Annotated in this window: 25 protein-coding genes, 1 pseudogene and 1 other annotated feature; of the genes and pseudogenes, 22 read left to right on the forward strand and 4 right to left on the reverse strand. The window is 29.8% G+C overall.

Annotated features, from left to right (window positions below; translation table 11 throughout):
- The first annotated feature begins 54 nt into the window (after positions 1–54).
- On the forward strand, positions 55–1,767 hold the full coding sequence (locus Q5O29_RS01600) for a Na+/H+ antiporter NhaC family protein (RefSeq protein ID WP_022211279.1): 1,713 nt from the start codon (positions 55–57) through the stop codon (positions 1,765–1,767).
- Positions 1,768–1,940: 173 nt separating this feature from the next.
- On the opposite strand, the gene Q5O29_RS01605 is transcribed toward Q5O29_RS01600, so the two are convergent.
- On the reverse strand, positions 1,941–2,438 hold the full coding sequence (locus Q5O29_RS01605) for an aromatic acid exporter family protein (RefSeq protein WP_022211280.1): 498 nt from the start codon (positions 2,436–2,438) through the stop codon (positions 1,941–1,943).
- Positions 2,439–2,545: 107 nt separating this feature from the next.
- Positions 2,546–2,779, forward strand: a binding site (T-box leader).
- 60 nt (positions 2,780–2,839) lie between these two features.
- Here Q5O29_RS01605 and metG (Q5O29_RS01610) point away from each other — a divergent pair.
- The 9 genes from metG (Q5O29_RS01610) (at position 2,840) to Q5O29_RS01650 (ending at position 13,003) form a co-directional block, all read left to right on the forward strand.
- Entirely contained in the window at positions 2,840–4,783 is a 1,944-nt protein-coding gene (gene metG, locus Q5O29_RS01610) for a methionine--tRNA ligase (protein WP_022211281.1), read from the forward strand.
- A 62-nt stretch (positions 4,784–4,845) separates the two neighbouring features.
- On the forward strand, positions 4,846–6,474 hold the full coding sequence (gene metG / locus Q5O29_RS01615) for a methionine--tRNA ligase (protein WP_022211282.1): 1,629 nt from the start codon (positions 4,846–4,848) through the stop codon (positions 6,472–6,474).
- Between the two features lie 222 nt (positions 6,475–6,696).
- The gene (locus Q5O29_RS01620; protein WP_022211283.1) at positions 6,697–7,482 is read left to right on the forward strand and encodes a TatD family hydrolase; all 786 of its coding nucleotides are present in this window, start codon (positions 6,697–6,699) and stop codon (positions 7,480–7,482) included.
- A 215-nt stretch (positions 7,483–7,697) separates the two neighbouring features.
- On the forward strand, positions 7,698–8,759 hold the full coding sequence (locus tag Q5O29_RS01625) for a G5 and 3D domain-containing protein (RefSeq protein ID WP_022211284.1): 1,062 nt from the start codon (positions 7,698–7,700) through the stop codon (positions 8,757–8,759).
- Between the two features lie 131 nt (positions 8,760–8,890).
- Positions 8,891–9,445 (forward strand): ribonuclease M5, encoded by a 555-nt coding sequence (gene rnmV / locus Q5O29_RS01630; RefSeq protein ID WP_022211285.1) that lies wholly within the window; start codon positions 8,891–8,893, stop codon positions 9,443–9,445.
- Position 9,446: 1 nt separating this feature from the next.
- The gene (gene rsmA / locus Q5O29_RS01635) at positions 9,447–10,292 is read left to right on the forward strand and encodes a 16S rRNA (adenine(1518)-N(6)/adenine(1519)-N(6))-dimethyltransferase RsmA (RefSeq protein ID WP_022211286.1); all 846 of its coding nucleotides are present in this window, start codon (positions 9,447–9,449) and stop codon (positions 10,290–10,292) included.
- A gap of 213 nt (positions 10,293–10,505) precedes the next feature.
- Positions 10,506–11,747 carry a hypothetical protein gene (locus tag Q5O29_RS01640; protein ID WP_022211287.1) on the forward strand — a complete coding sequence of 414 codons (1,242 nt, stop codon included), beginning with the start codon at positions 10,506–10,508 and terminating at the stop codon, positions 11,745–11,747.
- Between the two features lie 164 nt (positions 11,748–11,911).
- Entirely contained in the window at positions 11,912–12,742 is an 831-nt protein-coding gene (locus Q5O29_RS01645) for a hypothetical protein (RefSeq protein WP_022211288.1), read from the forward strand.
- A 72-nt stretch (positions 12,743–12,814) separates the two neighbouring features.
- Positions 12,815–13,003 (forward strand): ferredoxin, encoded by a 189-nt coding sequence (locus Q5O29_RS01650; RefSeq protein WP_022211289.1) that lies wholly within the window; start codon positions 12,815–12,817, stop codon positions 13,001–13,003.
- Positions 13,004–13,055: 52 nt separating this feature from the next.
- Here the strand turns inward: Q5O29_RS01650 and Q5O29_RS01655 are convergent, their stop codons facing one another.
- The 3 genes from Q5O29_RS01655 to Q5O29_RS01665 all read right to left on the reverse strand — a co-directional run bounded on the left by Q5O29_RS01655 (position 13,056) and on the right by Q5O29_RS01665 (position 14,630).
- A complete protein-coding gene (locus tag Q5O29_RS01655) occupies positions 13,056–13,247 on the reverse strand; it encodes a hypothetical protein (protein WP_022168970.1) in 192 nt (63 codons plus the stop codon).
- Between the two features lie 81 nt (positions 13,248–13,328).
- Positions 13,329–13,778 (reverse strand): PadR family transcriptional regulator, encoded by a 450-nt coding sequence (locus Q5O29_RS01660; RefSeq protein WP_022211290.1) that lies wholly within the window; start codon positions 13,776–13,778, stop codon positions 13,329–13,331.
- 6 nt (positions 13,779–13,784) lie between these two features.
- Complete coding sequence (locus Q5O29_RS01665) at positions 13,785–14,630, reverse strand: DegV family protein (RefSeq protein WP_022211291.1); 846 nt, start codon at positions 14,628–14,630, stop codon at positions 13,785–13,787.
- 295 nt (positions 14,631–14,925) lie between these two features.
- On the opposite strand from Q5O29_RS01665, the gene nrdD (Q5O29_RS01670) reads away from it, so the two are divergent.
- From nrdD (Q5O29_RS01670) to Q5O29_RS01725, 12 genes and pseudogenes are all read left to right on the forward strand, one after another.
- A complete protein-coding gene (gene nrdD, locus Q5O29_RS01670; protein WP_022211292.1) occupies positions 14,926–15,777 on the forward strand; it encodes an anaerobic ribonucleoside-triphosphate reductase in 852 nt (283 codons plus the stop codon).
- A 131-nt stretch (positions 15,778–15,908) separates the two neighbouring features.
- Positions 15,909–16,313: an LAGLIDADG family homing endonuclease gene (locus Q5O29_RS01675; protein ID WP_022211293.1), complete on the forward strand. Its 405-nt coding sequence runs from the start codon at positions 15,909–15,911 to the stop codon at positions 16,311–16,313.
- 189 nt (positions 16,314–16,502) lie between these two features.
- Positions 16,503–17,804, forward strand: a complete 1,302-nt coding sequence (gene nrdD / locus Q5O29_RS01680) for an anaerobic ribonucleoside-triphosphate reductase (RefSeq protein WP_370545591.1) — start codon at positions 16,503–16,505, stop codon at positions 17,802–17,804.
- A 151-nt stretch (positions 17,805–17,955) separates the two neighbouring features.
- Complete coding sequence (gene nifV / locus Q5O29_RS01685; RefSeq protein WP_022211295.1) at positions 17,956–19,116, forward strand: homocitrate synthase; 1,161 nt, start codon at positions 17,956–17,958, stop codon at positions 19,114–19,116.
- Between the two features lie 36 nt (positions 19,117–19,152).
- Positions 19,153–21,075 carry an aconitate hydratase gene (locus tag Q5O29_RS01690; RefSeq protein ID WP_022211296.1) on the forward strand — a complete coding sequence of 641 codons (1,923 nt, stop codon included), beginning with the start codon at positions 19,153–19,155 and terminating at the stop codon, positions 21,073–21,075.
- A 43-nt stretch (positions 21,076–21,118) separates the two neighbouring features.
- Positions 21,119–21,625, forward strand: coding sequence for an anaerobic ribonucleoside-triphosphate reductase activating protein (nrdG, locus tag Q5O29_RS01695; protein WP_022211297.1), 507 nt, complete (start codon positions 21,119–21,121; stop codon positions 21,623–21,625).
- A gap of 298 nt (positions 21,626–21,923) precedes the next feature.
- A complete protein-coding gene (locus Q5O29_RS01700) occupies positions 21,924–23,066 on the forward strand; it encodes a Fic family protein (RefSeq protein WP_022211298.1) in 1,143 nt (380 codons plus the stop codon).
- 363 nt (positions 23,067–23,429) lie between these two features.
- Positions 23,430–23,729 (forward strand): DUF960 family protein, encoded by a 300-nt coding sequence (locus Q5O29_RS01705; protein WP_022211299.1) that lies wholly within the window; start codon positions 23,430–23,432, stop codon positions 23,727–23,729.
- A 28-nt stretch (positions 23,730–23,757) separates the two neighbouring features.
- Positions 23,758–23,946 (forward strand): hypothetical protein, encoded by a 189-nt coding sequence (locus Q5O29_RS01710; RefSeq protein ID WP_022211300.1) that lies wholly within the window; start codon positions 23,758–23,760, stop codon positions 23,944–23,946.
- 1,042 nt (positions 23,947–24,988) lie between these two features.
- Positions 24,989–25,390, forward strand: a pseudogene (locus Q5O29_RS01715) (recombinase family protein).
- A gap of 101 nt (positions 25,391–25,491) precedes the next feature.
- Positions 25,492–25,674, forward strand: coding sequence for a hypothetical protein (locus Q5O29_RS01720; RefSeq protein WP_186835676.1), 183 nt, complete (start codon positions 25,492–25,494; stop codon positions 25,672–25,674).
- Positions 25,675–25,783: 109 nt separating this feature from the next.
- Positions 25,784–26,206 (forward strand): regulatory YrvL family protein, encoded by a 423-nt coding sequence (locus Q5O29_RS01725; RefSeq protein ID WP_022211303.1) that lies wholly within the window; start codon positions 25,784–25,786, stop codon positions 26,204–26,206.
- The last annotated feature ends 262 nt before the right edge of the window (positions 26,207–26,468 follow it).

Consider the following 26,468-nt stretch of genomic DNA (forward strand, 5'->3'; position numbering starts at 1 on the left):
AAAAGTAGTGTAAAAAAACTTTATACCAACCAAAATATTTTAGGGGGTAAAAATATGAAAAAAAATTTTAAGAAAATTTTTGGTTTAACTATGATGATATTTATGTTATCAACAACATTTGTTTTTGCATCAGAATTTGAACTGACAGTAAGTAATGCTGAGGAATTTGGAATATTTACATTAGTACCACCAATAGTTGCAATATTATTAGCATTTATAACTAAAAATGTTGTTATTTCATTATTTATTGGAGTTTTATCAGGTGGATTTATTTTGAATCTAACAGGATTTAATGTATTTGGAGCTTTAACACAAGCATTTTTAGATTTTATTAATAGAGCATTAAATTCATTATCTGATCCATGGAATGCAGGAATTGTAATGCAAGTTCTTGTAATTGGAGGAGTTATTAATTTAGTTGCTAAAATGGGGGGGGCAAAGGCTATTGCTGAAGCTTTAGCAAAGAAAGCAAAAACTGCAAAAAGTGCTCAACTTATAACTTGGTTTTTAGGAATATGCGTATTCTTTGATGATTATGCAAATTCATTAATTGTTGGTCCAATAATGAGACCAGTGGCAGATAAAATGAAAATATCAAGAGAAAGATTAGCATTTATAATTGATGCAACAGCAGCACCAATAGCTGGTCTTGCCATAATATCAACTTGGATTGGTTTAGAAGTAAGCTTAATTTCAGAAGGATTTGAATCAATAGGTGTTGAAGCTAGTGGATTTGGAGTATTCCTTCAAACAATACCTTATAGATTCTATAACATATTAATACTTGCATTTATTGTGATTACAATAATAACTTTAAGGGAATTTGGTCCAATGAGAAAAGCTGAAATATCAGCAAGAAAGTTAAAAGATTTAACTAATGAAGAAATTGCAGTAACTTCTTCTCACATGGATGAATTAGAACCAAAAGAAGGTGTAAAACTAAGCATTTGGAATGCAATTGTACCAATAGGTGCATTAATTATTTCAGCTATAGTTGCTTTTTACTATAGTGGATATTCATCAATAATGGCTGGTGATGATATAGCTATTAAAGCGATAGTAACAAATTCACCATTATCATTTAAAGCAATATTAGAAGTTTTTGCAGCATCAGATGCATCAATTGCATTATTACAATCTGCAATATTTTCTACTGTAGTTGCAATAGTTATGGCAGTATGGAAGAAGATATTTACTATAAGTGAAGCTATAGAAGTATGGATTGATGGAATGAAGGGCCTTATAATAACAGCAGTAATTCTTATATTAGCCTGGTCATTAGGATCTGTAATAAAAGAATTAGGAGCTGCTGAATATTTAGTAGAAGCATTGAATGGTGCTATACCTGCATTTTTATTACCAAGTTTAATATTTATTCTTGGAGCAATAATATCTTTCTCAACAGGTTCAGCATATGGAACAATGAGCATACTTATGCCATTGGCAATTCCATTAGCATATAAAATTAATCCAGAAATGTCATTTGTAATTGTAAGTACAAGTGCTGTATTAACAGGAGCGATATTTGGGGATCACTGTTCTCCAATATCAGATACAACAATACTTTCGTCAATGGGAGCTGGATGTAGTCATATAGATCATGTTAAGACACAAATGTGGTATGCATTATTTGTAGCTGCAATAACTATACTATTTGGATATATTCCAGCAGGATTTGGACTTCCAATATATATAGTATTACCAATGTCTTGTGTAGCATTGTTTATAGGAGTAATGATATTTGGTAAGAAAGTAGAAGAAGAGTAAGCAAGCATAATAAAAAATAGGGCATTAAATATAGGAGCAAATAAAAAAGATTTCTAACAGAATTATTAGGGGCAATTCTGTTGGAAATCTTTTTAAATTAAATATTTTGATTTTTATATACTTGTATATAAAAATTTAACTAGTAAACAAGCGAAGTGATATGCACTGTTTAATTATTTATGTGGTGGTGGATTAATAAGTGTATTTACCAATATAGAGATTATTATTCCAAGAATTGTTTCAAAAGATCTATTTAATGCATAATATATTGGATCAGAGTAAGCATGAGCAGTAGTTACTCCAAGGAATGCTATGCATGTGATATTAATTGCACCAGGTCTTTTAATTTTATTACATAGTGATATCATAATAATTATACCAAGACCAATTAACATATAGATTATCAATTTAGAGATATATGTATTTGAAATATGATTTTCTAAAAATCTAAATATTAATAAGAATAATAATCCAGAAAATGCCCCAATTATAGTTCCAACGCCACGATTTATGCCTGTGCGAACAGAATTTGTAACAGTATCACCTAAACAAATAACTGCTGTAAGGCAAGAGAAAAATGGTTCATTAGGAATTAAAAGTAGACATAGAAAAACAGCAAGTCCTGATTTGAAAGTTCTAAGGCCTACTTTAGGTAATTTAAAATAATTCATTGTATACATCCTTTCATGTTATTATTATAACAAATAAAAAACAAAAATATAGAGGTATAAGTATATAAAATTTGACAGTTTTTTTATTTTATAATATCATAAAATTGATAAATGTATAGAAGAGAAGAGTAGTATAATTAATTGCTAAAGAGAGCTGGAGATGGTGGAAACCAGTGCATTAAAATTATATGAAGATGGACTTGGAGCAGATCATCTGAAAGTTTAAGTAAGATGGTACGGGTGCAACCGTTATATTGCAAAGTGAAGATATTCACTTAATGAGAAATTTATTGTGAAATAAGTTTAAAATAGAGTGGTAACACGTATATAACGTCTCTATATGGGTAAAACAGCCTATATAGAGACTTTTTTTATATAATTATTTTTTAGGAGGAATAGATATGTGTAAAAAACCTTACTATATAACTACACCAATTTATTATCCATCAACTAAGCTACACATTGGTAATACATATACAACTGTAGCAGCTGATGCCATAGCAAGATATAAGAGATTAACAGGATATGATGTAATGTTCTTAACAGGAACAGATGAACATGGACAAAAGATTCAAAGAATCGCTGAAGAAAAGGGAATAACACCAAAAGAGCACGTTGATGAAATTGTTGCTGGAATCAAAGATTTATGGACTATGATGAACATAAGCTATGATAAATTTATCAGAACCACTGATGATTATCATAAAGAAACAGTTCAAAAGATATTTAAGCAATTATATGATCAAGGAGATATATATAAATCTTCATATGAAGGATTATACTGTACTCCATGTGAATCATTTTGGACTGAAACTCAATTAGTAGATGGAAACTGTCCTGATTGTGGCAGACCAGTAGAAGCATCAAAGGAAGAAGCATACTTCTTTAGAATGAGCAAATATGCTGATAGATTAATGGAATACATTGAATCTCATCCAGAATTTATACAACCAGAATCAAGAAAAAATGAAATGGTTAATAACTTTTTAAAACCAGGTTTACAAGATCTATGTGTATCAAGAACAAGCTTTAACTGGGGAGTTCCTGTAACATTTGATGAAGGACATGTAGTTTATGTTTGGATAGATGCATTATCAAACTATATTTCTGCTTTAGGGTATGGGAGTGATAATGATGAGTTATTCAAAAAATTCTGGCCAGCAGATGTTCATTTAATAGGTAAAGACATATTAAGATTCCATACTATTTATTGGCCAATAATGTTAATGGCATTAGGTCTTGAATTACCAAAACAAGTATTTGGTCACGGATGGTTACTTGTAGATGGTGGAAAGATGTCAAAGTCAAAAGGCAATGTAGTAGATCCAGTTACTTTAGTGGAAAACTTTGGAGTTGATGCTGTAAGATATTATTTATTAAGAGAAATCCCATTTGGAGCAGATGGATTATTTAATAATGAAATATTCATCAAGAAGATAAACTCAGATTTATGTAATGACCTAGGAAATCTTCTTTCAAGAACAGTTGCAATGGTTGAAAAATACTTTGATGGAGAAATTCCAGCACCACTTGCTAAAGAATCAATTGATGATGAACTTATCACATTAGCATTAGAAACTCCTAAAAAAGTTTCAGCTTCAATAGATGAATTAAGAATTCCAGAAGCATTAGAGCATATATTTGAGCTTATAGGAAGAGCCAATAAATATATAGATGAGACAACTCCTTGGATTTTAGCTAAGGATGAAGAAAAGAAAGAAAGACTTGGAACAGTTTTATATAACTTAGTAGAAAGTTTAAGATTCTCTTCTGTATTATTATCAGCATTTTTACCTTCAACAAGTGAAAAGATAGATGCACAATTAAATATAACTACAAAGTCATTTGAATCCTTAAGTGGATTTGATGGAACTACTCCAGGAACTAAAGTTTCAAAAGGAGAAGCATTATTCCCTAGAATAGATGTTGAAAAGAAATTAGAGGAATTAGAAGCTTTAAGATTAGCTGCAATAGAAGCTAATAAGCCAAAGGAAGAATATAAAATGCAACCTATAAAGGAAGAAATCACAATAGATGATTTTTCAAAGATAGATTTAAGAGTTGTAAAAGTTCTTGCTTGTGAGCCAATTAAAGGAGCTAAAAAGTTATTAAAATTAAAAGTTGATTTAAATGGTGAAGAAAGACAAGTGGTATCAGGAATAGCAGTACATTACAAGCCAGAAGAATTAGTTGGTAAGTATGTAGTTCTTGTTGCTAACCTAAAGCCAGTTAAATTAAGAGGAGAATTATCTCAAGGAATGATCCTAGCAGCATCAACAGATGATGATAGCATATTAACTTTAGTAAATCCGGGTGAATTACCAACAGGAAGCCAAGTTAGATAATTAAAACAAGGTGTTGAGCATGCTCAGCACCTTATTTTTAAAATTGATAAGAGGGGTAGTTTATGAATATATTAATAGGCAATGCATGGCCATATGCCAATGGACCACTTCATTTAGGAAGAATAGCAGTATTACTTCCAGGAGATATTTTAGCTAGATATCATAGGATGATGGGAGATGATGTTATTTTTCTTTCAGGTACAGATTGTCATGGTACTGCTGTAAAAGCTAAGGCTGAAGAGGAAGGCATAACTCCTTTAGAAGCAGTGGAAAAATATCACAATGAATTTAAGAAATGTTTTAAGACCTTAGGATTCTCTTTTGATATTTTTGAAAAAACACATACTCAATATCATGAAGATAAAGTTAAAGAGTTCATTTTAGATTTATATGATAAAGGTTATATTTATGAAAAGGAAGTTGAACAGACTTTTTGTGAAAAGTGCAATTGTTATTTAGATGATAAGAATATTGAAGGATTATGTCCTATCTGTGGTGAAAAAGCTCATGGATATGCTTGCAGTAAATGTAGGGCACAATTTGAATCTCATGAAGTAAAAGATAAAATTTGTGGAATTTGCGGAGAAAAGCCCGTAGCAAGGAAAACAAAACATTTATTTTTCACCTTATCTAAATTTGAAAATTATGTTAAGCGTATGTATATAAGGCAAAATGGTTGGAGAAAGAATGCACAAAACATAGTTAAGAGGTATTTAGATGAAGGTCTTAGAGATAAGGCAGTAACAAGAGATTTTAATTGGGGTGTCCATGTACCTTTAGAAGGGTATGAAGATAAGAGGATATTCGTGTGGATTGAAGCTGTCATGGGATATCTTACAGCTAGTATGAAATGTATTGAAGGAAGAAATGAAGATTGGCGAGAGTATTGGCAAGGTGATGATTCTAGAATTTATTTTGTCCATGGTAAAGATAATATACCATTCCATACAGTAATTTTCCCAGCTATTTTATTAGGATTAGGAATAAAGAATCCAAATTTAAGAATTATATCAAGTGAGTATTTAAAGTTGGAGGGAAAATCTTTCTCATCAGCAAAGAACTGGGCTATATGGGCTGATTATATAGCTAAGAATTATAATATAGATAGCTTTAGATATTATTTAGCTTTAAATTCACCTGAAGAAAGAGATACTGATTTTACCTGGAGAGATTATATAAACGTTAATAATCATGATTTAGCATCAAATTTAGGAGGCTTTACAAGTAAAGTTATTTCTTTTATTAATAAAAAATATAATGGAAGAATACCTAATGGAAAGATTAGCAAAGAATTAAAAGAAGAAATGTTTAATCTGTATTTTCAAGTGGGAGATAATATTGAAGAGGGATATTTCAAGGAGGCACTTACCTTAGTGATGAATTTCTGTAGAAAGTATAGCAAATATTTTGATTCATCAAATGTATGGTCTCTTATAAATACTAATCCAACAAAATGTAGTGAGATTATATATAATTGCTTACAGATAATAGTGAATTTATCTAATTTATTAGAACCCTTTATACCAAATACCTGTGAAAAAATAAGAAAATCGCTTAAAATAGAAGAACCTATTTGGAGTTACACTGAACAAAATAATATTAAAATTGATGAAATAGATATATTATTTAATAGGATTGATAAGAAAAGAGCCATAGAAGAAGTAAGTATATTAAAAGAAAAAAGAGCATAAAAAAACCTAGAGCTATTACATTTGGGGGACGAATAGCTCTAGGACCAACTATAAAAAGATGGTTTTAGGGGTAAATAATAATGCTTTAACTACTTTACAAGTATTATAATAAGGTAATTATGTGTCAATATGGTGTCAAATAAGCGAATAATATATGAATAAAAGCTTTCGAAAACATTAAGAATTATTTACTAAAAAAATATGAAAATTTTGGAGGAAATTATGGAAAATAAATATAGAATTATTGATACACATGCTCATTATGATGATGAAGCATATGATGAAGATAGGGCAGAGGTATTAAAGCAAATAAAAGAAGCTGGTGTAGAACAGTTGATGAATATAGCTTGCTCAAAGAAGAGTATAGAAACTACAAATAATTTAACATTAGAATACGATTTTATATATGGAGCATTAGGCATTCATCCTAGCGATGCAGATGATTATAATGAAGAAGTTAGAGCAGATATTATTTCAAAAGTTAAATCAAATAAAAAAATATTAGCCATTGGAGAAATTGGTTTAGATTATTATTGGGATGAAAATCCTGATAGAGAAGTTCAAAAATTCGTCTTTAGAGAACAAATGAGGTTGGCAGAAGAATTAAATCTTCCAGTGGTTATTCATGATAGGGATGCACATGCAGACACCTTGGAAATTATGAAGAGTTTTCCTAATGTTAAAGGAGTAGTTCATTGTTTTTCAGGTAGTGTTGAATTTGCCAGAGAGTGTGTAAAGATTGGTTATTATATTGGCATTACTGGTGTTGTTACTTTTAAAAATGCTAGAAAGATATGTGAAGTAGTGGAAGCTATACCATTAGAAAGATTATTGGTTGAAACTGACTGTCCTTATATGGCTCCTACACCTTATAGAGGAAAAAGAAATAAATCAGACTATATTGAACATATAATAGAACAAATTTCCCAAATAAAGGGAATTGATCCGAAAGAAGTGAATATGGCTGTAAATAGTAATTTTAGTAATTTGATTAGGAATACTAAATAAAGTAAAATAGAAGAGTATATTACAAAAAATCCCAATTTTAGTTTACTGTATTTACTTATAAGCTGTGTACAAACTATTATTTTTATTATTAATATTTTTTATGACGCAGTGTGGTTCATTAACAGTTTATTAAGCGGTAAGATGCTGAATTTGACAAAAAGTTAGGTTCTATAATATAATTCAAAAGACGCTCTTGCCAAAGGAGGTTGAAAAAGATGATGGAAAAATGTAAGGAATACCTTAAAAACAATTTTTCTAATGGTCCTAAGGCAAAAAAAATATTAGCAATTGCTACACCACTTTTCGTTATAAGTGTTATGTCAATATGTGTAGTAGCTAATGCAAGAAAAACTGTAACAATAAACGTAGATGGAAATGAACAAATATTTGTCACATATAAAAGGACTATTAAAGATGCTCTAAAGCAAGTAGGGATTGAGTTAGGCTCTAAGGATAAGGTTGAACCAGCTTTAGAAAAGAAATTAGTTAAAGATGAAGTAATAGAAGTAAGAAAAGCAGTTAATGTGGAAATAGTATCAAAGGATAAGACAATATCAATAATGACAGCAGAGCCAACTATTGGTGCTATGCTTGAAGCTGAAAGTGAGAAACTTAAAGCGGAAAATATTAAATTTGATAAGTATGAGGATGAAGTTAATCCAAGCCTTGATACAAAAATTAAGGATAACCTTTCAATTCAATTGGTAGATGTAGAAGTATTAAATGAGGTATCAACTGATACTATTGCATATGATACTTTAACAGAAAATGATAATACTATGGAAGTTAATACTACAAAGGTAAAACAATCAGGTGAAGAAGGTCAAGTAGAAGTCACTTATAAAGTTACAAAAAAGAATGGTAAAGAGGTTTCAAGAGAACAAATAAGTTCTAAGGTATTAAAGGAAGCAGTTACTGAAATTGTATTACAGGGAACAGCTAAAGTATATGCAAGTAGAAGTGGAGAAACAGGAACATATAAAGATGTTTTATACTGTCAAGCTACAGCATATACAGGTGGAGGTTTGACAGCAACAGGTTCGGTGCCAACATATAATCCAAGTGGGTTAAGTACAATTTCAGTAGATCCAAGTGTAATACCTTTAGGAGCTTTAGTATATGTTGATGGCTATGGAAAAGCTATAGCATCAGATACTGGTGGAGCTATTCAAGGTAACATTATAGATGTATATGTTAACTCAAATAGTGATGCTATTAGCTGGGGAAGACAATATAATGTACCAGTTTATATTGTAGCTTATCCTGGAGAGTGGTAGGAAAAAGATGGTTAAAAAACCATCTTTTTTTAGTTGAGGCGAACATGTACTTTTTTTAAAAGGGTTTGACATAATTGATATATAGGGATAAATTAATAGAAGAGATATAAGGAGAAAAGGGGAATTACGCTTTGATTAAAGAAGTTATTGTAGTGGAAGGAAGAGATGATATAACAGCTGTAAAACAAGCTGTAGATGCAGAGCTTATTGCTGTAGGTGGTTTTGGAATTAATGCAAAAGTCATTGAAAGAATTAAGGAAGCTCAAAAAAGAAAAGGTGTTATAGTCTTAACAGATCCTGATTTTGCAGGAGAGAAAATAAGAAGCATAATATCTAAACGTGTAAAAGGTATAAAACATGCTTATATAGCACAAGAAGATGGAATTAAAGGTGATGATATAGGTGTTGAAAATGCATCACCAGAAGTAATTAGGGAAGCTCTAGAAAGAGCAAAGGTATCAGAGGAAGATAAAGAGCCTATATTTGATGCGCAAGATATGTTTTACTTTAAATTAAATGGAGATGCTCGTTCTAAAGAAAGAAGAATGAAATTAGGTAAGGAACTAGGTTTAGGTTATGGTAATGCTAGCCAAATGCTTTCAAGATTAAATAATTATGGCGTTACTAAAGAAGAATTCATTAAAGCCATAAATAAAGTAGAAAAACAAATTGAAGAGGGAAAATAATATGGACATAAAGAACATAAAGACAGCAGAACTGGTAAAAAAATATAATTTTAAGTTTTCAAAAAGTTTAGGTCAAAACTTTTTAATTGATGATTCAGTTCCAAGAGATATAGTTAGTGGTGCTGAAGTATGCAAAGATGATTTAGTTATTGAAATAGGTCCAGGAGTTGGAACATTAACAGCACAATTATTAAATACAGCTAAAAGAGTTGTTGCTATAGAGTTAGATAATGATTTAATTCCTATACTAAGTCAAGAGTTAGGAGATAATCAAAACTTTACATTAATACATAATGATGCTTTAAAAGTTGATTTCAATGAAATAATAGGGGATGAGCAAAGTGTTAAGCTAGTTGCTAACCTTCCTTACTATGTAACAACTCCAATTATTGTAAAACTGCTTAAGGAAAAATATAACTTTAAGTCATTAACTATAATGATTCAAAAGGAAGTAGCAGAAAGAATGGCAGCAGAACCGGGTAATAAGGATTATGGTGCATTATCTTTACTAGTTCAATATTATTGCAATACTGAAATAGTAAGAAAAGTACCTCCAGCTTGCTTCATACCAAGACCAAAGGTTGATTCTATCGTAATAAGATTAGAAAAGCTAGATAATCCAAGAGTAGAAGTACAAAATGAAAAATTATTCTTTGATATTATTAGAAATGCGTTTAATATGAGAAGAAAGACATTATGGAATGGTGTTAAAAATATAGGACTTCCTAAAGAAAAGTTGGAAGAAGCATTTAGTGAAGCAAATGTTGACCCTAAGAGAAGAGGAGAAACTTTATCTATAGAGGAATTTGCAGCATTAGCAGATGCTATATATAGCAGAATGAAATAAAAATAATAGGCTATGACGATACTTTGTCATAGCCTATTATTTTTATTAGTTAAATAGTGCATATCATTTCACTAATGCACTTAGTTAAGTCGCCATAAATTAGCGAAGTGACTTAATTAATTAGCATAGCTTTAATTTTCATGTATTGAGAACATATCTGTTTATAGTAAGCATATAATATAGGGAATTATTTTAACTTGGAGGTTTTAAGAGATGGCTAGTAATAGCAGGCTATATAGAAACTTCATTATTTTGCAGGAAGATGAACGTGGATATGCTAGTGCCAATGATAAATCACTGTCAGGGTATGCAAAGATTGAAGCAAAGGGAGATATATGTAAAATATCTTTTTATGCTCAAAACCTCAGAAAAGATGAAGATAAATACAATATGATGCTTATATGTGATAAGAAAGATAACAAGCAAATAGTAGATTTAGGTAAGTTAGATGTAAGCATTGCTGGAAAAGCAGATTATACTAAAGAATATAATGTTGATAACATTGCTGGAATAGAGCTTTCTTTAGATAAGATTTCTGGAGCAGCCATAGGTAAATATAAAGATGGTGTTCCGATTTTTATTATGTGTGGATTTTTAAATGGACAACAACCTTGTGAGGATTGGAAGAGTTATAAAGTAATAAAGGCTAAAAGTGATAAAGAATTAGAAAAGAAAATACATTATAAAGAACAAAAGAAGCATGATAAAAAAGAAAAGAAGGATAAATGTGAAGATAGGGAAGAAGTAGTTAATGAAGAAATAAACTCAATAAATGAAGGTTCACTAAAGGTTGAAGAAGAAAAGAGAGTTGAATCCGTTGAAGAAAAAGATAGAGAAGAAGAGTTTGCTGAAGAAAAGAGGGAAGAATCACTAGAAGAAGTGGAGGCTTCTAGGGAAGAGAAGACTGAAAAAGTTAAATTACAGGCAACTATAGAAGAAAATATTCAAACAGACCATCCAAAAGAAAATCTTAGAGGAAAGTTTGAGGATTATGAAGAGCTCATAGAAGAAAGTAAAGAATTTAATCCAAGAAATAGTAAGATAAGAGGAACTATCGGTGAGTATTTTGAATCCATTGCAGAAGGCTTTGAAGAAGATGAAGGCTATGATGAACTTAAATACTGTAAATGGTATAAGGTTCCTGTACATGATTTATATGAAATGTGTAATATGTCCAATTACAATAAATATACATTAGTTTATTATCCAATGCTTAACTATTATCCTTATATTAAGAAGTATAATTATTTTAAATTAGGATATAAATGCGATTTTAATGGAAATTTAAAATATATAATTTATGCTATTCCTGGAAAGAAAGATAAAGATGAACAGCCATATGATGGAAGAACAGGATTTGTCACATGGGTTGCTAAGGATTCAGATACAGACATAGGTTGCTGGCTAATGTTCTATGACTTTAAGAATTCTACAGTTGTAGTTCCTATGCAATAAAGTAGAATGATTGTACTTATATTAATTAGTGAGTTCATAAATAATAAGGTCATGTAAATATTTAAATTGCTAATGATAGCAGAAAGTATTATAATTTTTAATAATTGGGAGGGGGCTTATCGCCTCCTAATTATTTGAAAAAAAGTATTGGAAGGAGAGATGAAATGTTAAAAAGTATTAAGCTTAGCTGCTTGACTGTAGTATTAATAGGTATAATAACTACATTTTCAGGTTGTAGTGTAGTAGAAAATATAGAGAAGAAACTAGGATGGAAGACAGATTATTTTCAGTATTTAGATTCTGAAAATGTAGAACAAATAAGTATTCAAAGTATGAGAGATTTAGGATTTAAGTTTATTGTTACTGAAGGATCAGCAAAAAATACAATGTATAACTTACTTTCTAAGGCACAAAAAAGTACAGAAAAGTCAAACTTAGAGCCAGATTATATATTTGAATTTGATTTAGGTGATGAAGTTAAAAAATTCTATTATGTGGTAGGCAGTGAGAGTGGTAATTTCTATAATGATACGGATGTTTATACCGTTTCTAATAGAATAGATGAAGTTATAATACAGAATTTATCATTTATTAGAAAGCCTAAGGAATTTAATTATATTTATTATAAACCAATATTAGAAGTTTTAAAGAAGATTGAACCTTCATTAAAGGATAAGGATTATAAAATAGGTATAAATATAAAAAGTGATGCAGACTGTTTAAAATATATTTTTTCTAATGATTTAAAAGATTTTACTTCAGATGCAGAAAAGATAATTTCTAATGTAGAATTAGTTCAAACCACTACGGCAGGTTATGATGTAGTGATTACTGTAAAGAATAGGGGATATGATACATTAGTTTATAAGACAGCTATAACAGTAAATAATAAACGAGAAAATACTGAAGAAACTTATTATGTAGTGGCACAGTATGAATATAAGAAATGGAATATTTCAATTAGTGAGCCAAATGTAAAACCATCAAATTGGTAATAATTTTTTAATACATATTTTTAGTGAATGAGTAAATAATATTATTATAAGTATGTAGAAAGGATGATTTATATGAAAGCTCATGTTGATAAAGATACATGTATAGGTTGTGGATTATGTCCATCTATATGTGAAGCTGTGTTTGTATTAGAGGATGATGGAAAAGCAGCTGCTTATGTTGATGAGGTGCCTTCAGAAGTAGAAGATGAGGCTAAAGAAGCTGAATCAAGCTGTCCAGTTAATGCAATAACAGTAGAATAAAAAAAAGATGCTTGATGCATCTTTTTTGCTTTATAAAGAAAATTTTATACTATTAAAAAAAGTCTTCAGATTTATGTAGAGGATGGTATTTTAAATTATTACAGTTATTTAAAGTAGATAAATTTATATTACTTCCTATAGGTAATAATGTAGGTAAGGAGTTTATTGGAACTGTGCTTACTGAATCATCTTCTAACAAAATGAAGGCCTCAGAATGGTTATAATCTAATATTAAACCTTTCATCACTACACCACCTTAATAATTTTACTTAGTATATGTAAAATAAAAAAAAATATACAAGTAAGGCTATTCTTACTTGTATATTTATAGATATAAATCTTTATAAACAATTTGAAATACTTTTAATGATTCTTCAATTCTTGGTTTTAATAAGTGTCTTCTATGCTGAAATTCCTTTTCGCCTAAATCAGTAAGGTAGTAAATTTTTTGGAACTTCTTCTTAGGATCATCCCACTTGCCGATTACCAATCCGTCCTTCTCAAGCTTTTTTAAAAGTGGATAAATTCCTCCAGTACTTGGAGCCCAAAGATTAGAAGTCCTTTTAGATATTTTATTGGAAATATCATTGCCATTGGAAGGGTTTAGATGAAGAATAAATAAAACATAGATTGGAAGTAGACCTTTGGTAAAAACCTGACCTACAGCTTCTTTTTCTTTTTGAACTTTTTTTAGTTCGGCCACCTTTGCTTTATATTCTTCATAGAGCTTTTTTTCTTCTGCTTTTATATCAATAATATTTTTAAAATCATCCATAATGTTTTACTCTACAAGTTTTACAGAAAGTCCTAATAACCCTGGACCACCATGTATTCCTAATGCTGGACTAAGAACATTTAGCTTTATATTTTCTACATTTGGAAGCTTTGCAAGTTGTTCCATAAACTTTGTTGCTTCTTCTTTACAAGCACATTCTAATACGGTAACTTCACATTTTCCTATAGCAAGTTTTTCTTTTAGAAGATCAGTCATTTTTGAAAGGGCTTGCTTTCTTCCTCTAGCTTTACATATAGTATAGTATACTCCTGTTTCATCAGTAGTGATTATAGGCTTTAGGTTTAATAATTCACCAATTGTACCTGCAACTTTACCAATTCTACCACCCTTTTGTAAGTATTCTAAAGTATTAACAGTATAGAAACCAGTTATTCTTTCTCTGATTTTAGGTAGTGCTTCAACTATTTCTTCAAAGCTTTTACCAGTCTCAACAAGTTTAACTGCTTCTAAGACAACTTCTCCTTCAGGATAAGCAAGAATTTTAGTGTCATATACATATGATGTCAACTTTGGATGGTCTTCTAAGATTAATCTTAAGGAATTGCATGTTCCAGAAAGACCGCCTGAAATACATATGGCAATAACATGAGTATAGCCTTCAGATTCTAATTTATTAAGAATATCATCCATAGTCTGTGCACTTGGAAGTGAAGTTGTTGGAATTTCTTTATCTAAATTTAAGTATATTTCCTCTGGTGTAATGTCTAATTTATCTTGGTAATCTCCATGAGAGTAGATTATTCTAAGTGGTAATAAATTAATGTTTTTTTCTTTTATAACCTCTAATGGGATATCAGATGCACTATCAGTTATTATAGCAATTTTTTGCATTTTAATCCTCCTAAACGAAATTTATTAACTTTATTATATCACAAACGATATAGTTATCAATACTGATAATTATAAACATTATCAATACTGATATAGTTAGATTAATGTATGCAAGTAAAAATAAAGCATAATATCATATATTAAAATTTTTTTAGAAAATGAGAGGAAATTAAAGATAAGTAAATACAAATTATTTAATGGAATAATATGGGGGTATAATTGAGCTTTGAGATGAATAATATAAAGGGGTATAATTAAGAATAAACACAATATATAGTGGGAAGGAGACAGATGAATGCAATATGTAGTAAAAAGAGATGGAAGGGAAGTAGTGTTTAACAAAGATAAAATAAGTAATGCCATAGGAAAAGCTAGTAAGGAAGTTTCAAAAACATTAAGTGATAATGAAATTATCAATATAACGGAAAAAGTATGCGGAGAGATAGCTAAATCTGAAAAAGTAAACATAACTGTGGAAGAAATTCAAAATTTAATTGAAAAAACTTTAATAGATGAAGGCTATAATGAAATTCAAAGGGCGTATTCTATATATAGGATGGATAGAACACGAGTGAGGGATACAAAATCTGATTTAATGAAAGCTATTAATAGAATTGGCGTGGAAACTGATAGAGACAATGCTAATATAGGAAATAACTTTTCGTCAAAGCTTTTAAGAATAGCATCAGAATCAAATAAGTGGCATAATTTAGCCAATATGCCTAAGCATTTAGCAAAAGCTCATGAAAATGGTGAGCTTTATTTTCATGACTTGGATTCTTATAATTTAAGTATAAATTGTCTTCATATTCCTACTAAAGAGATTTTGGAAAATGGGTTTAATACAGGCTATGGAACTATAAATAAACCTAAAAGAATAGAAACAGCAGCAGAATTATCTTGTATTTTGTTGCAGTCAAGCCAGAATGACATGTTTGGAGGTCAAGCACACCCAGATTTTGATAATGATATGTCTATTTTTATTGATCCTACCAGACAGGAAATAAGAAGCGAGTTAGAAGCTCTTGGTATTGAAGAAGAAAGAATAGAAAATATTGTAGAAGAAAGATTAAAGATGAGAGTTCATCAAGCTATGCAGGGAATTGTATATAATTTAAATACCATGCATAGCCGTGCAGGTCAATAGTGGGCCGTCTAAAATCAAACACCATTGTAGATTTTAGAGTATAAATGAGGAAAATCGGTAAAGACTAAGTATTTGATACAGGAATTGGAGGAAAGGAAATGTGAGTCAGAAAAAACTATTAGACATGTAAGATGTTTAATGATTTAGGTAAGTTAGGTGTTATACCTAACAAAACTAAGCATGAAATAATTCCTAATATAAATCAAGATATGATGAGACATTTTATTCGAGGGTTCTTTGATGGAGATGGATGGTGCACTAATACAACATCACATGGTAAAAGAAAAGGATCAAGAAAATGTATTGGATTTGTATCTAACTATGAATTTTTAGATAATTTAAATATTATCTTAAATAGTGAAATTGGAACACGAATAAATAAAGTTGTAGAAAGAATTGGTTGTAGTATGTTACTGTATTCATCAAATAAAGATGTTGAAAGCTTAAGAGAATATATGTATAACGATGCAACTATTTATTTAAAAAGAAAATACGATTCATGTTATAAAATATATGTTAATACCGAGAGGGATTGAATCACAATTCCTTGTAACGCATAGGAGTTGAGCGATATGATAGCAAAAATACTCCCAAGAGTCTTCGTTATCCTATGGTTGAAAGAAAAGGATAAAAATATATGCTAATCTGGATTAGAATAGACTAATAGTAATATAGTGATTATAAGAGGGATAGCTATATGATGAGGGAAACCTCCAGAGCGTAAGATAAAAAGCTTACGGGTAAGAACGAAAATGTCACAAGTCCCTTTTTCTTCTATAAATTTAGGGATACCTAAAGATAAAGATGCAGCAATGATATGTGAGATATTTTTACAAGAATATGAAAAAGGTTTAGGAAAGGGAGAACAGCCTATTTTTCCTAATATAATCTTTAGAGTAAAAGAAGGAGTAAATAGAGAACCGGAAGATGAATATTATTATCTTTATAAATTAGCTTGCCAAGTAGCAGCAAAGAGAATGAACCCAACATTTATGAATATTGATGCTGATTTTAATAAGGAATACTACGATAAGGGATATATGCCAGCAACCATGGGATGCAGGACATATGTAATGAAAAATATTAATGGAGAACCAGGATGCAAAGGTAGAGGAAATATAGCACCAGTGACCATTAACCTTCCTAGAATAGGAATTGAAGCAAAAGGTGATATAGATAAATTTTTTGAAATATTAAAAAGTAGATTAATATTAGCAAAAGAATCATTACTTCATAGATATGGCATTCTTAAAAAGTTAAGAGTAAAGGATCTTCCTTTTGTGGCTGGTCAAAAGCTGATGAAGGGAGCAGAAAATCTAGAAGAAGAGGATTCAATTGAGCCTATTTTAAGACAAGGCACATGGGGCATTGGATTCATAGGGTTAGCAGAAGCACTTACAGCTTTAATAGGAAAGCATCATGGTGAAAATGATGAAGCTAGAGAGCTTGGTGTGAGAATTGTTACCTTTATAAGACAATATACTGATAAATTTTCACAGGAAACAAGTCTTAATTGGAGTTGTTATGCCACACCAGCTGAAGGGTTAAGTGGTAAGTTTATTAAGAAGGATCAAAAGATGTTTGGTATAATTAAGGGGGTTACGGATAAAGAGTATTATACTAATAGTTATCATATTCCTGTAAAGTTTCCTATTTCAATAAAGAAAAAGATAGATATTGAAGCACCTTATCATAAGCTTTGCAATGCAGGTCATATTTCATATATTGAAGTAGATGATTCACCAACAGGAGAGCAGATTATGGATATCATTAATTATGCATATAAAAATACTAATATAAGTTATATAGGAATAAATTTTCATATAAGATACTGTAAGAATTGTGGAAGTAGTATAAATAGCAATGAAAAGAAATGTCCAAAATGTAATAGTATAGATATTCAAGGTATATCAAGAGTTACTGGATACTTAAGCTTAGATGAAAGATTTGGTCCAGGAAAGTTTGAAGAAAGAGCAGATAGATGTTCCCATACAGGCAGCAATATGAATAATTATGGTGTTATATAAATATATAAATAAAGGCATTAATTTTTAAAAGTCTTAAATTTAAGATTAATGAAAATTAGTGCCTTTAGTTTTATTTTAAAAAAGAAATATTACATTGAAGTTATAGTAATAAAATGGTAAAATTGGAATTAAAATAAAAGGGGGCTATAACATGGCAATTAAAGATCCTATAAATGATATACAAGTAAAGATAGTGGATACTACATTGCGTGATGGGGAACAGACAGCAGGTGTTGTATTTGCTAATGAGGAAAAAATTATCATTGCATCTATGTTAAGAGATTTAGGAGTAGATCAATTAGAAGTTGGTATTCCAACCATGGGTGGAGATGAAAAGGAAGCAATAAAATCAATAGTGAAAAGGAATAGAAATAGTAGCAATGCAAAGAGTATAATGGCATGGAATAGAGCTGTTACTTCTGATATAGAGCAATCTATTGATTGTGATGTTGATGCAGTGGCTATTTCCATATCTGTTTCTGATATTCATATTAAGCATAAGCTTAGAACATCAAGGCAGTGGGTGCTTGAAAATATGATTAAATCAGTGGAATATGCTAAGAAAAACGGATTGTATGTATCTGTTAATGGGGAAGATGCATCAAGAGCTGATAGAGAATTTTTAGTGGAATTTATTAATGCTGCAAAGAAAGCAGGTGCAGATAGGTTTAGATATTGCGATACTGTAGGTATTATGGAACCTTTTAAATTAAGGGATGAAATTTGGTATTTATATGATAAAACAAAATTTGATATTGAAATGCATACTCATAATGATTTTGGAATGGCTACTGCCAATGCTATAGCTGGTCTTATGGGTGGTGCTAATCATGTTGGAGTAACAGTAAATGGTCTTGGTGAAAGAGCTGGTAATGCTGCTTTAGAGGAAGTATTAATGGCTTTAATTTATGTTTATGGTTATAAGACAGATATTGATACTAGAAAATTTAAAGAAGTATCAGAGTATGTATCCAGGGCTTCTGGGCGATTTTTACCAAAATGGAAGGCCATAGTAGGAGAAAATACTTTTGTGCATGAATCAGGCATACATGCCGATGGAACTATTAAGAATCCAATGAATTATGAAGCTTATGATCCAGCGGTGGTAGGACTTGAAAGGCAAATTGTCATAGGAAAACATTCAGGAAAAGCAGCTATAGTAAATAAATTTAAAGAATATGATATAAAACTTTCAGATGCTGAAGCGAAAGATATACTTAGCTTGGTAAGAGCAACTACTGTTAGATTAAAAAGAAGTCTTTTTGATAAAGAGCTTGTAAGTCTTTATAAGCAATATAAAGAAAAGGAATAATAAATAATAGAGAGAATAGAAGGGAGGAGATTATCATTGGGAAATAATTTGGTAGAAAAGATTTTAAGCAACCATATTGTTGAAGGTCAATTGAGAAAGGGTAGCTATATTGGTATTAAAATTGATGAAACTCTTACACAGGATTCAACAGGGACAATGGCATATCTGCAATTAGAAGTTATGGGGATAGATAAAGTTAAAACTAAAAGATCAGTGGCTTTTATAGATCATAATATGTTACAGCAAGGCTTTGAAAATGCAGATGATCATGAGTTTATAAAAACTGTAGCATCTAAGCATGGAGTATATTTTTCTAAACCAGGAAATGGAGTGTGTCATCAAGTATTTTTAGAAAGATTTGCAGTGCCAGGGGAAACATTAATTGGTTCAGATAGTCATACACCAACTGCTGGTGCGGTGGGGATGCTTGCTATGGGTGCAGGTGGTCTTGATGTTGCCTTAGCTATGGCAGGTGGAGCATATTATATAAATGTTCCTAAGGTATGTAAAGTAAATGTCATAGGTAATTTTAAACATATGGTTACAGGAAAAGATGTAATTTTAGAAGTTTTGAGAAGGCTTACTGTTAAAGGTGGAGTTTCTAGAATATTCGAATATGGAGGTGAAGGAATCAAAAACCTTTCAGTTCCACAAAGAGCAACCATAACTAATATGGGAGCAGAGCTTGGGGCAACCACATCAATATTTCCTAGTGATGAAAGGACTTTAGAGTTCTTTAAGGCTCAAGGGCGTCAACAGGATTGGTTTGAATTTAAAGCAGATGAAGATGCTGTTTATGATGAGGAGATAACAATTGATCTTAATACTTTAGAACCATTAGCTGCAATGCCTCATAGTCCTGATAATGTGAAAAAGGTAAATGAAATAGGAAAAATTAAGGTAGATCAAGTTGCCATAGGAAGTTGCACAAATTCTTCTTATGAAGATTTAATGAAGGTAGCTAAGATATTAAAAGGAAAAAAGGTTCATCCAGATGTAAGTCTTGTAATAGCTCCAGGTTCAAGACAAGTAATGGAGATGATAGCAAGGAATGGAGCACTTGCTGATATAATAAGTTCAGGTGCAAGAATATTGGAAAATGGATGTGGACCTTGCATAGGAATGGGACAGGCACCTGGTACTAATGGTGTATCACTTAGAACTTTTAATAGGAATTTCTATGGAAGAAGTGGAACATTATCAGCAAAAGTTTATCTTGTAAGCCCTGAAACTGCTGCAGTTTCTGCAATTAAAGGTGTACTTACAGATCCAAGAGAGTTAAAGATGGATTTATCTGTTAATATGCCAGAAAGGTTTATTATTGATGATTCAATGATACTTAAGCCGGCTGAAGATGGTACTAAGGTAGAAGTAAAGAGAGGGCCTAATATTAAACCTTTTCCTATAAATAAGGAGTTAGGAGAAAAAATAGAGGGAAAGATATTAATAAAGGTAGAAGATAATATTACTACAGATCATATTATGCCTTCAAATTCAAAACTTTTACCATTTAGATCTAATATTCCATATTTATCTCAATTTTGTTTTAATACAGTTGATACTGAGTTTCCAAAGAGAGCTAAGAGTTTAGGCGGAGGACTTATCATTGCAGGAGAAAACTATGGTCAAGGCTCTAGTAGGGAACATGCTGCATTAGCACCACTTTATCTAGGAGTAAGAGGTGTTATTGCCAAATCCTTTGCTAGAATTCATAAGGCTAATTTAATTAATAATGGAATAGTTCCACTAGAGTTTAAGAATGAAGCTGATTATAATAAAGTGGATTTATTAGATGAATTGGTTATAGATGATATTAAAGAAGCTTTAACTAAGGGAAGTGTTAAAGTTAAAAATATAAGTAAGAATAGTGAATTTGAAGTATTAATAGATTTAACAGAAAAGGAAATCCAGGTAATAAAAGCTGGTGGTAGATTAAATTACGTTAAAAGCTTAAGTTAATTATAATTTTTTATAGTTATTTAAAGGATAAGGAAGCGGAAGTATGTCAAAGAAAATAAGGCTAGCAGGAATTGCATATGAATCTTTAGTTAATGGACCAGGAATGAGAAGGGTATATTTTTCTCAAGGCTGTAGACATAATTGTGAGGGATGTTTTAATCCAGATACTCATGATTTTAATGGAGGAGAAGAGTTAGATATGGATGAACTGATAGAAGATGCATTAGATAATCCTCTACTTAAAGGAATAACCTTTAGTGGAGGAGATCCTCTTGAAAGAGCTGAAGAATTTGTTTATATGGCAAAGGCTTTTAAGAAAGCTGGCCTTAATATTTGGTGCTATACAGGATATACTTTTGAGGATGTATTAGAAAAGATGAAAAAAGATAATAATATAAAAGATTTAATTGAAAATATAGATGTATTAGTGGATGGACGTTTTGAAAAAGATAAAAAGGTTGATGGTTTAAAGTTCAAAGGTTCCAGCAATCAAAGATTAATCGATGTTAAGAAAAGCTTAAAAAGTAATTGTATAATTGTTTTAGAATAAGGAATAAAGAACCGTACCATAAATAGGTGCGGTTTTTACTAAATTTGGATAATTAAATATGTTATATACTGTATAAAATATAAAGTTCTTTAATCATAGTTTTCGATGTAGGTAATGAATTTTTATTTAAAACCTAATTATTAAAGCTTTTTATAATAAAAATGAAAAATGGATAAATAATATAAAATATTTTATATTATAGAACGAAAAATGTTTATCTTTTAAAACAAATAGTATATATTATAATAATAAGAGCATAATTATAATAAAAAATGAAATTAAATAAGGAGTGTTTGAAATGCCTAATCCATATATTCCATTTATATTACCTAATGATGATTTAATAGATATAAATAAAATAATTAATAAATTAATAAATGCGAATACTAAAATAGCTGTATATAATGAAAAACTAAAAAATTCTAAAATAAGATCTGAACTTCTTATGGATTTATTATCCCTTAAAGAAGCTATGGAATCAACAAAAATAGAAGGTACTCAGGTTACTATGGATGAAATGTTTGAGTATAAAGCTGATGAAAAACATCCTACAAATGATATAACTGAGGTAATTAATTATTATACTGCTTTAAAAATTGGAGAAGATTTGCTAAGAACATTACCGATTAGCGGTAGATTTGTAAAAAAACTTCATGAAATTTTAATGTCTGGCAATGTGAGAGGTGGTAATAAATCACCAGGTAATTTTAGAACTACACAAAACTATATTGGGCCTAAAGGTTGTACCATTGAAACGGCTTCCTTTGTGCCACCAGAACCTCAACTAGTAGATGAATATATGAGTAATTTAGAAAAATATATAAATGAATATGATGATATTAATGATTTAATCAAATTGGCTATAATACATTCCCAGTTTGAGACAATACACCCATTTTTAGATGGTAATGGTAGAATAGGTAGAATACTAATACCGTTATATTTATTTGATAAAAAGATTTTAAGAAATGCTAATTTCTTTGTTAGCGAAAGCTTAGAAAAAGATAAATTTAAATATTATCAATTGTTAAATAATACAAGAGTTGTTATTACAGATGAAGAGGATAATAAAGAACAATACTTAAAAGATATGCAGACTGCAAAAAATAATTTTACAGAATGGGTAGAATTCTTCTTAGAATCTTGCATAAAACAATGTGATAAAGATTTAGAAAAGATAGATGCTATTGATTCCCTTTACGAAAAGATTTCTGATAAAGCTAAAGAGTTAATTAGAACACCAGGAATACTTCAAGTAATTGATTTAATATTTGAGTACCCTATATTTACAACTAAGCTAATTAGAGATAAGATAAAGATTGCACCTGCCACTTTAAATGGGTATCTAGCTAAACTAGTGGAAGCTAAAGTGATATATAGCGATGGTAAAAATAGAAACCGAAAATACTTCTTCTATGACTTATTGAATATAATTCGTTAAAAAGTAGTTTGGCTCATTTTAATATAATTTATAAATTTTAATTTTGCGTGTAGATTAATTATTGTGTATAAAAGATAATTCAAATATATATTATTAATCAAGAAAAGATAAACTCTTACTTGTATTTAGATATACAGGTAAGAGTTTTTATGTTTAGAAGGAGGAAATATATAATGAAAAAAGAGTACACATACTCAATAGAGAAAATATACATTTTAAAAGTCTTAATTGCTGTAAGGATAGTGATTAAGACTTTTTCTATTGTAGGGAGGTAAAAGGGAGTGAAGAGAATTCTATGTGTAGGTGTAGTAAGAGGTGGAAAGGTGACTATAAAAACTAGTAATGATAAGGAGAGAACTAAAGATGTTTAAGAAAGACAATAGATATGTAACTAAAGGAGTAAATGATGAAGTAGATATAAGATTACAACTTATAATGTGGAGCATGATTGATAAGTTGAAGAATGAAGGAAATGTTGAAGTGGATTACTTACAGATTTTCAAGATAAGAAAAGAAGGAAATAATATTGTAATAAGTCAAAGTCAAGAAGTTCCTGAATACTTATGCACATATGAAATAGAGATAGAAGATATTCAGATAGAAGGTGAGATTAAAGTTTATGTAATAGATAGTGGAGAATATTCTACAATGCTTTTTCCATGAGAATACTAATTGAAGGAGGTTCAAGTAAATGATAAATAAGCTAAGTAAAGAAAAGTATTTTAAATATTATAGCAAAGAACTTCTTGGAGTAATGAGGTTCGACTTCTATGATGGAAGGTTGTCTAACCAATGGAATCATAGAGAGTTAATAATTGAAATGAATGATAGGAAGTTAATAAACCTAAAGAAGTTACAACAAGAACTTAATTATATTTAATTCACGTTAATAGAAGAATTCAATAAAGTTGTAGAGCTATGTAATGGTACAGCATATGATAAAGAAATTCTAGTATACATAGAGCTTGAAGAAGGTAAGTATGTAATAAAGTTAATACCTATAAAAGATAGTTACTCATACATATACACGTGTAAGAGATAGGAGGAGAAAGAATAGAAGAAATCTAAGTAAATGTAATTTATCTTGAACGTAGTGTAAATAGAAAAACTGTAACTATAATCAATCTAAGTATATCTAAAAAGCAACGATAGCACAGCAGAAAGCAGAGATTTTGGAAAGTGTGAAGAAATGTAGCCATAGGAATAAAAAACTGCGAAGAGAGGATAAATTGAATGTTTTCTAAATAAGATTGTAAGCAATAAAGAAAAATCAGTAAATAATAGCTTCATAACTATACAAGCTAGGATAACAAGGTATGAAAGACTATAAGATGTTGAAGTCATAGGAAATCCTAGGCTCAATAATTCCACTTGAAATCAAGGATAAGTCATAACATATAATATGTACAGGAAAAATCTAAATTCACTCAAAAATAAAAAGAATTGAAATGATAAAACATAAAAATAATGAAACTTGGAACTAGGAAATAGGAACTAAGGACTTGGGACTCAGAAAGAGTAACGGGGGATAGGGGGGCTAAAGCCTTACAATGAAATAAGAATTGAAGTAGATTAATAAAAATTTATTTCAATAAAAAATAAATAATAAAAGATAAATATAATCAGAATAAGTAAATACAATAATAAAATCTTACGGGATTACGGGAAAAACGGGGAAGCAAGATGCATCCAATAATAAGAGCGTAATAAATGATTGGGGGGAAAGGGGGCAAAGTAGTAGGGGTAAATAAAATTAAAAAATAAAAAGTTATTTTTTATAAATAAAACTTTTTATCTACTTATCTACCTTTTCCCCCTTTACTATCCAAGAATAATTGTAATAGAAAATATCGTCATAACCGTAGTGCCAATAGTGTCGATATTTTCAGTAGAAATAAGTTAATGATTATAGGAGAATAAAAATGAATATAGATAAAGTAAATAAGATAGAACAGATTGCTATATACTGTAGAGTAAGTACAATAGAACAAGCAGAAGAAGGATATAGTATAGATGAACAAGAAAGACTTCTAAGAGATTGGTGTAATAGAATGAATTACTCAGTTTATAAGGTATATTCAGATAGAGGAATAAGTGGTAAAGAGATAAAAAATAGACCAGCACTAAAGGAACTTCTAAAGGATGCAGAGGAAAGAAAGTTTCAGATGGTGATTTCTTAGAAGATTAATAGGATAAGTATAAAGCTTTCAGATGTTCTAAGGATAGTAGATATAGTAGAGCAGAATAGTATAGCTTTCAATTCTTATTCAGAGCAGTTTGATAATAGTACTCCAGCAGGAAAAATGCAATTTCAGATGATGTAAGTGAAGAAGTACCTTATGGATTCATAAAGAGTATATTAGAGAATTTCAGTAAAGTTCTAACAGAAAGTGTAACTAGAGAGCAACAGAAGAAATTGCTTTATATGATAATATCAGAGATAACTATAAATGAAGCAAGAGAAATAGATTCAATAAAACTAAAAATAAATGATAGCTTGGTTGACTATATAAATAAGGAAGAAGGAGTATCTATAAAGGATGCTCCTTCTTCTTTTATGTTAAGAAATGTTGGTGTAAGTAAATTAAACTTAGATATTGCTATATAGAGAATAATAGCAATGAAAATATTGAGGTTGGTATAGATAAATAGTATAATTTTATCATGTAGAAATATTTATATTTATTAGGTAAATTAGAATTTTGGGAGTGAAATAATTGAAAGAGATTTGGAACAGACATAAAGAAAAGTTAACAACTTTTATCTTATGTGGATTATTGTTTGTTGGCATATTATCTATTATTGCCTTATTATGTGGAGCGATAATGAAAATATTTGGGTTTGAATATGAGTCAATAGGGAGTATTATTCTGTTTTTTGTAATTGCAACAATTATTTCTTATCCTTTTAGTTTGATAGCTGAGATATTGCCTAAAGTAGTTCTATCTTTTGGGAAATTGCCAAAACAAATGGCTATACTCTTTTATATTATCTTAGATGCGTTTGCTACATTTTATGGTCTGCGTGTTGTCGATTATTTTATGCAGTCTGTTTCGGCAACAGATATTTCTATTATTATTGTATCTTTGATATTAGCTTTATTTGGAATAAATGATGTTGATAAAAAACTAAAGGAATGAATTGACAAATTCCAGTTTAATTAATAGATGAATATAAAGAAACCTCATTTATTACTGATACGGAGGACTGTACCATAAATAAATGAGATTTTTACTAAAATTGGATTGATAAAAATAAGGTTATAAGATATTAAAACTCTTACTTATATATAATATATATTGGTAGGAGTTTTTATTTATAATAAAAGTGGTGTTAGTATAAAGCAGTGGACACATTAAGTCGAACTAAGTAAAATAATATTTAGTTAAGAAAGGATGTGTC

Source organism: Clostridium sp. CAG:265, from assembly GCF_000436575.1.
Lineage (GTDB): Bacteria > Bacillota > Clostridia > Clostridiales > Clostridiaceae > Clostridium > Clostridium lentum.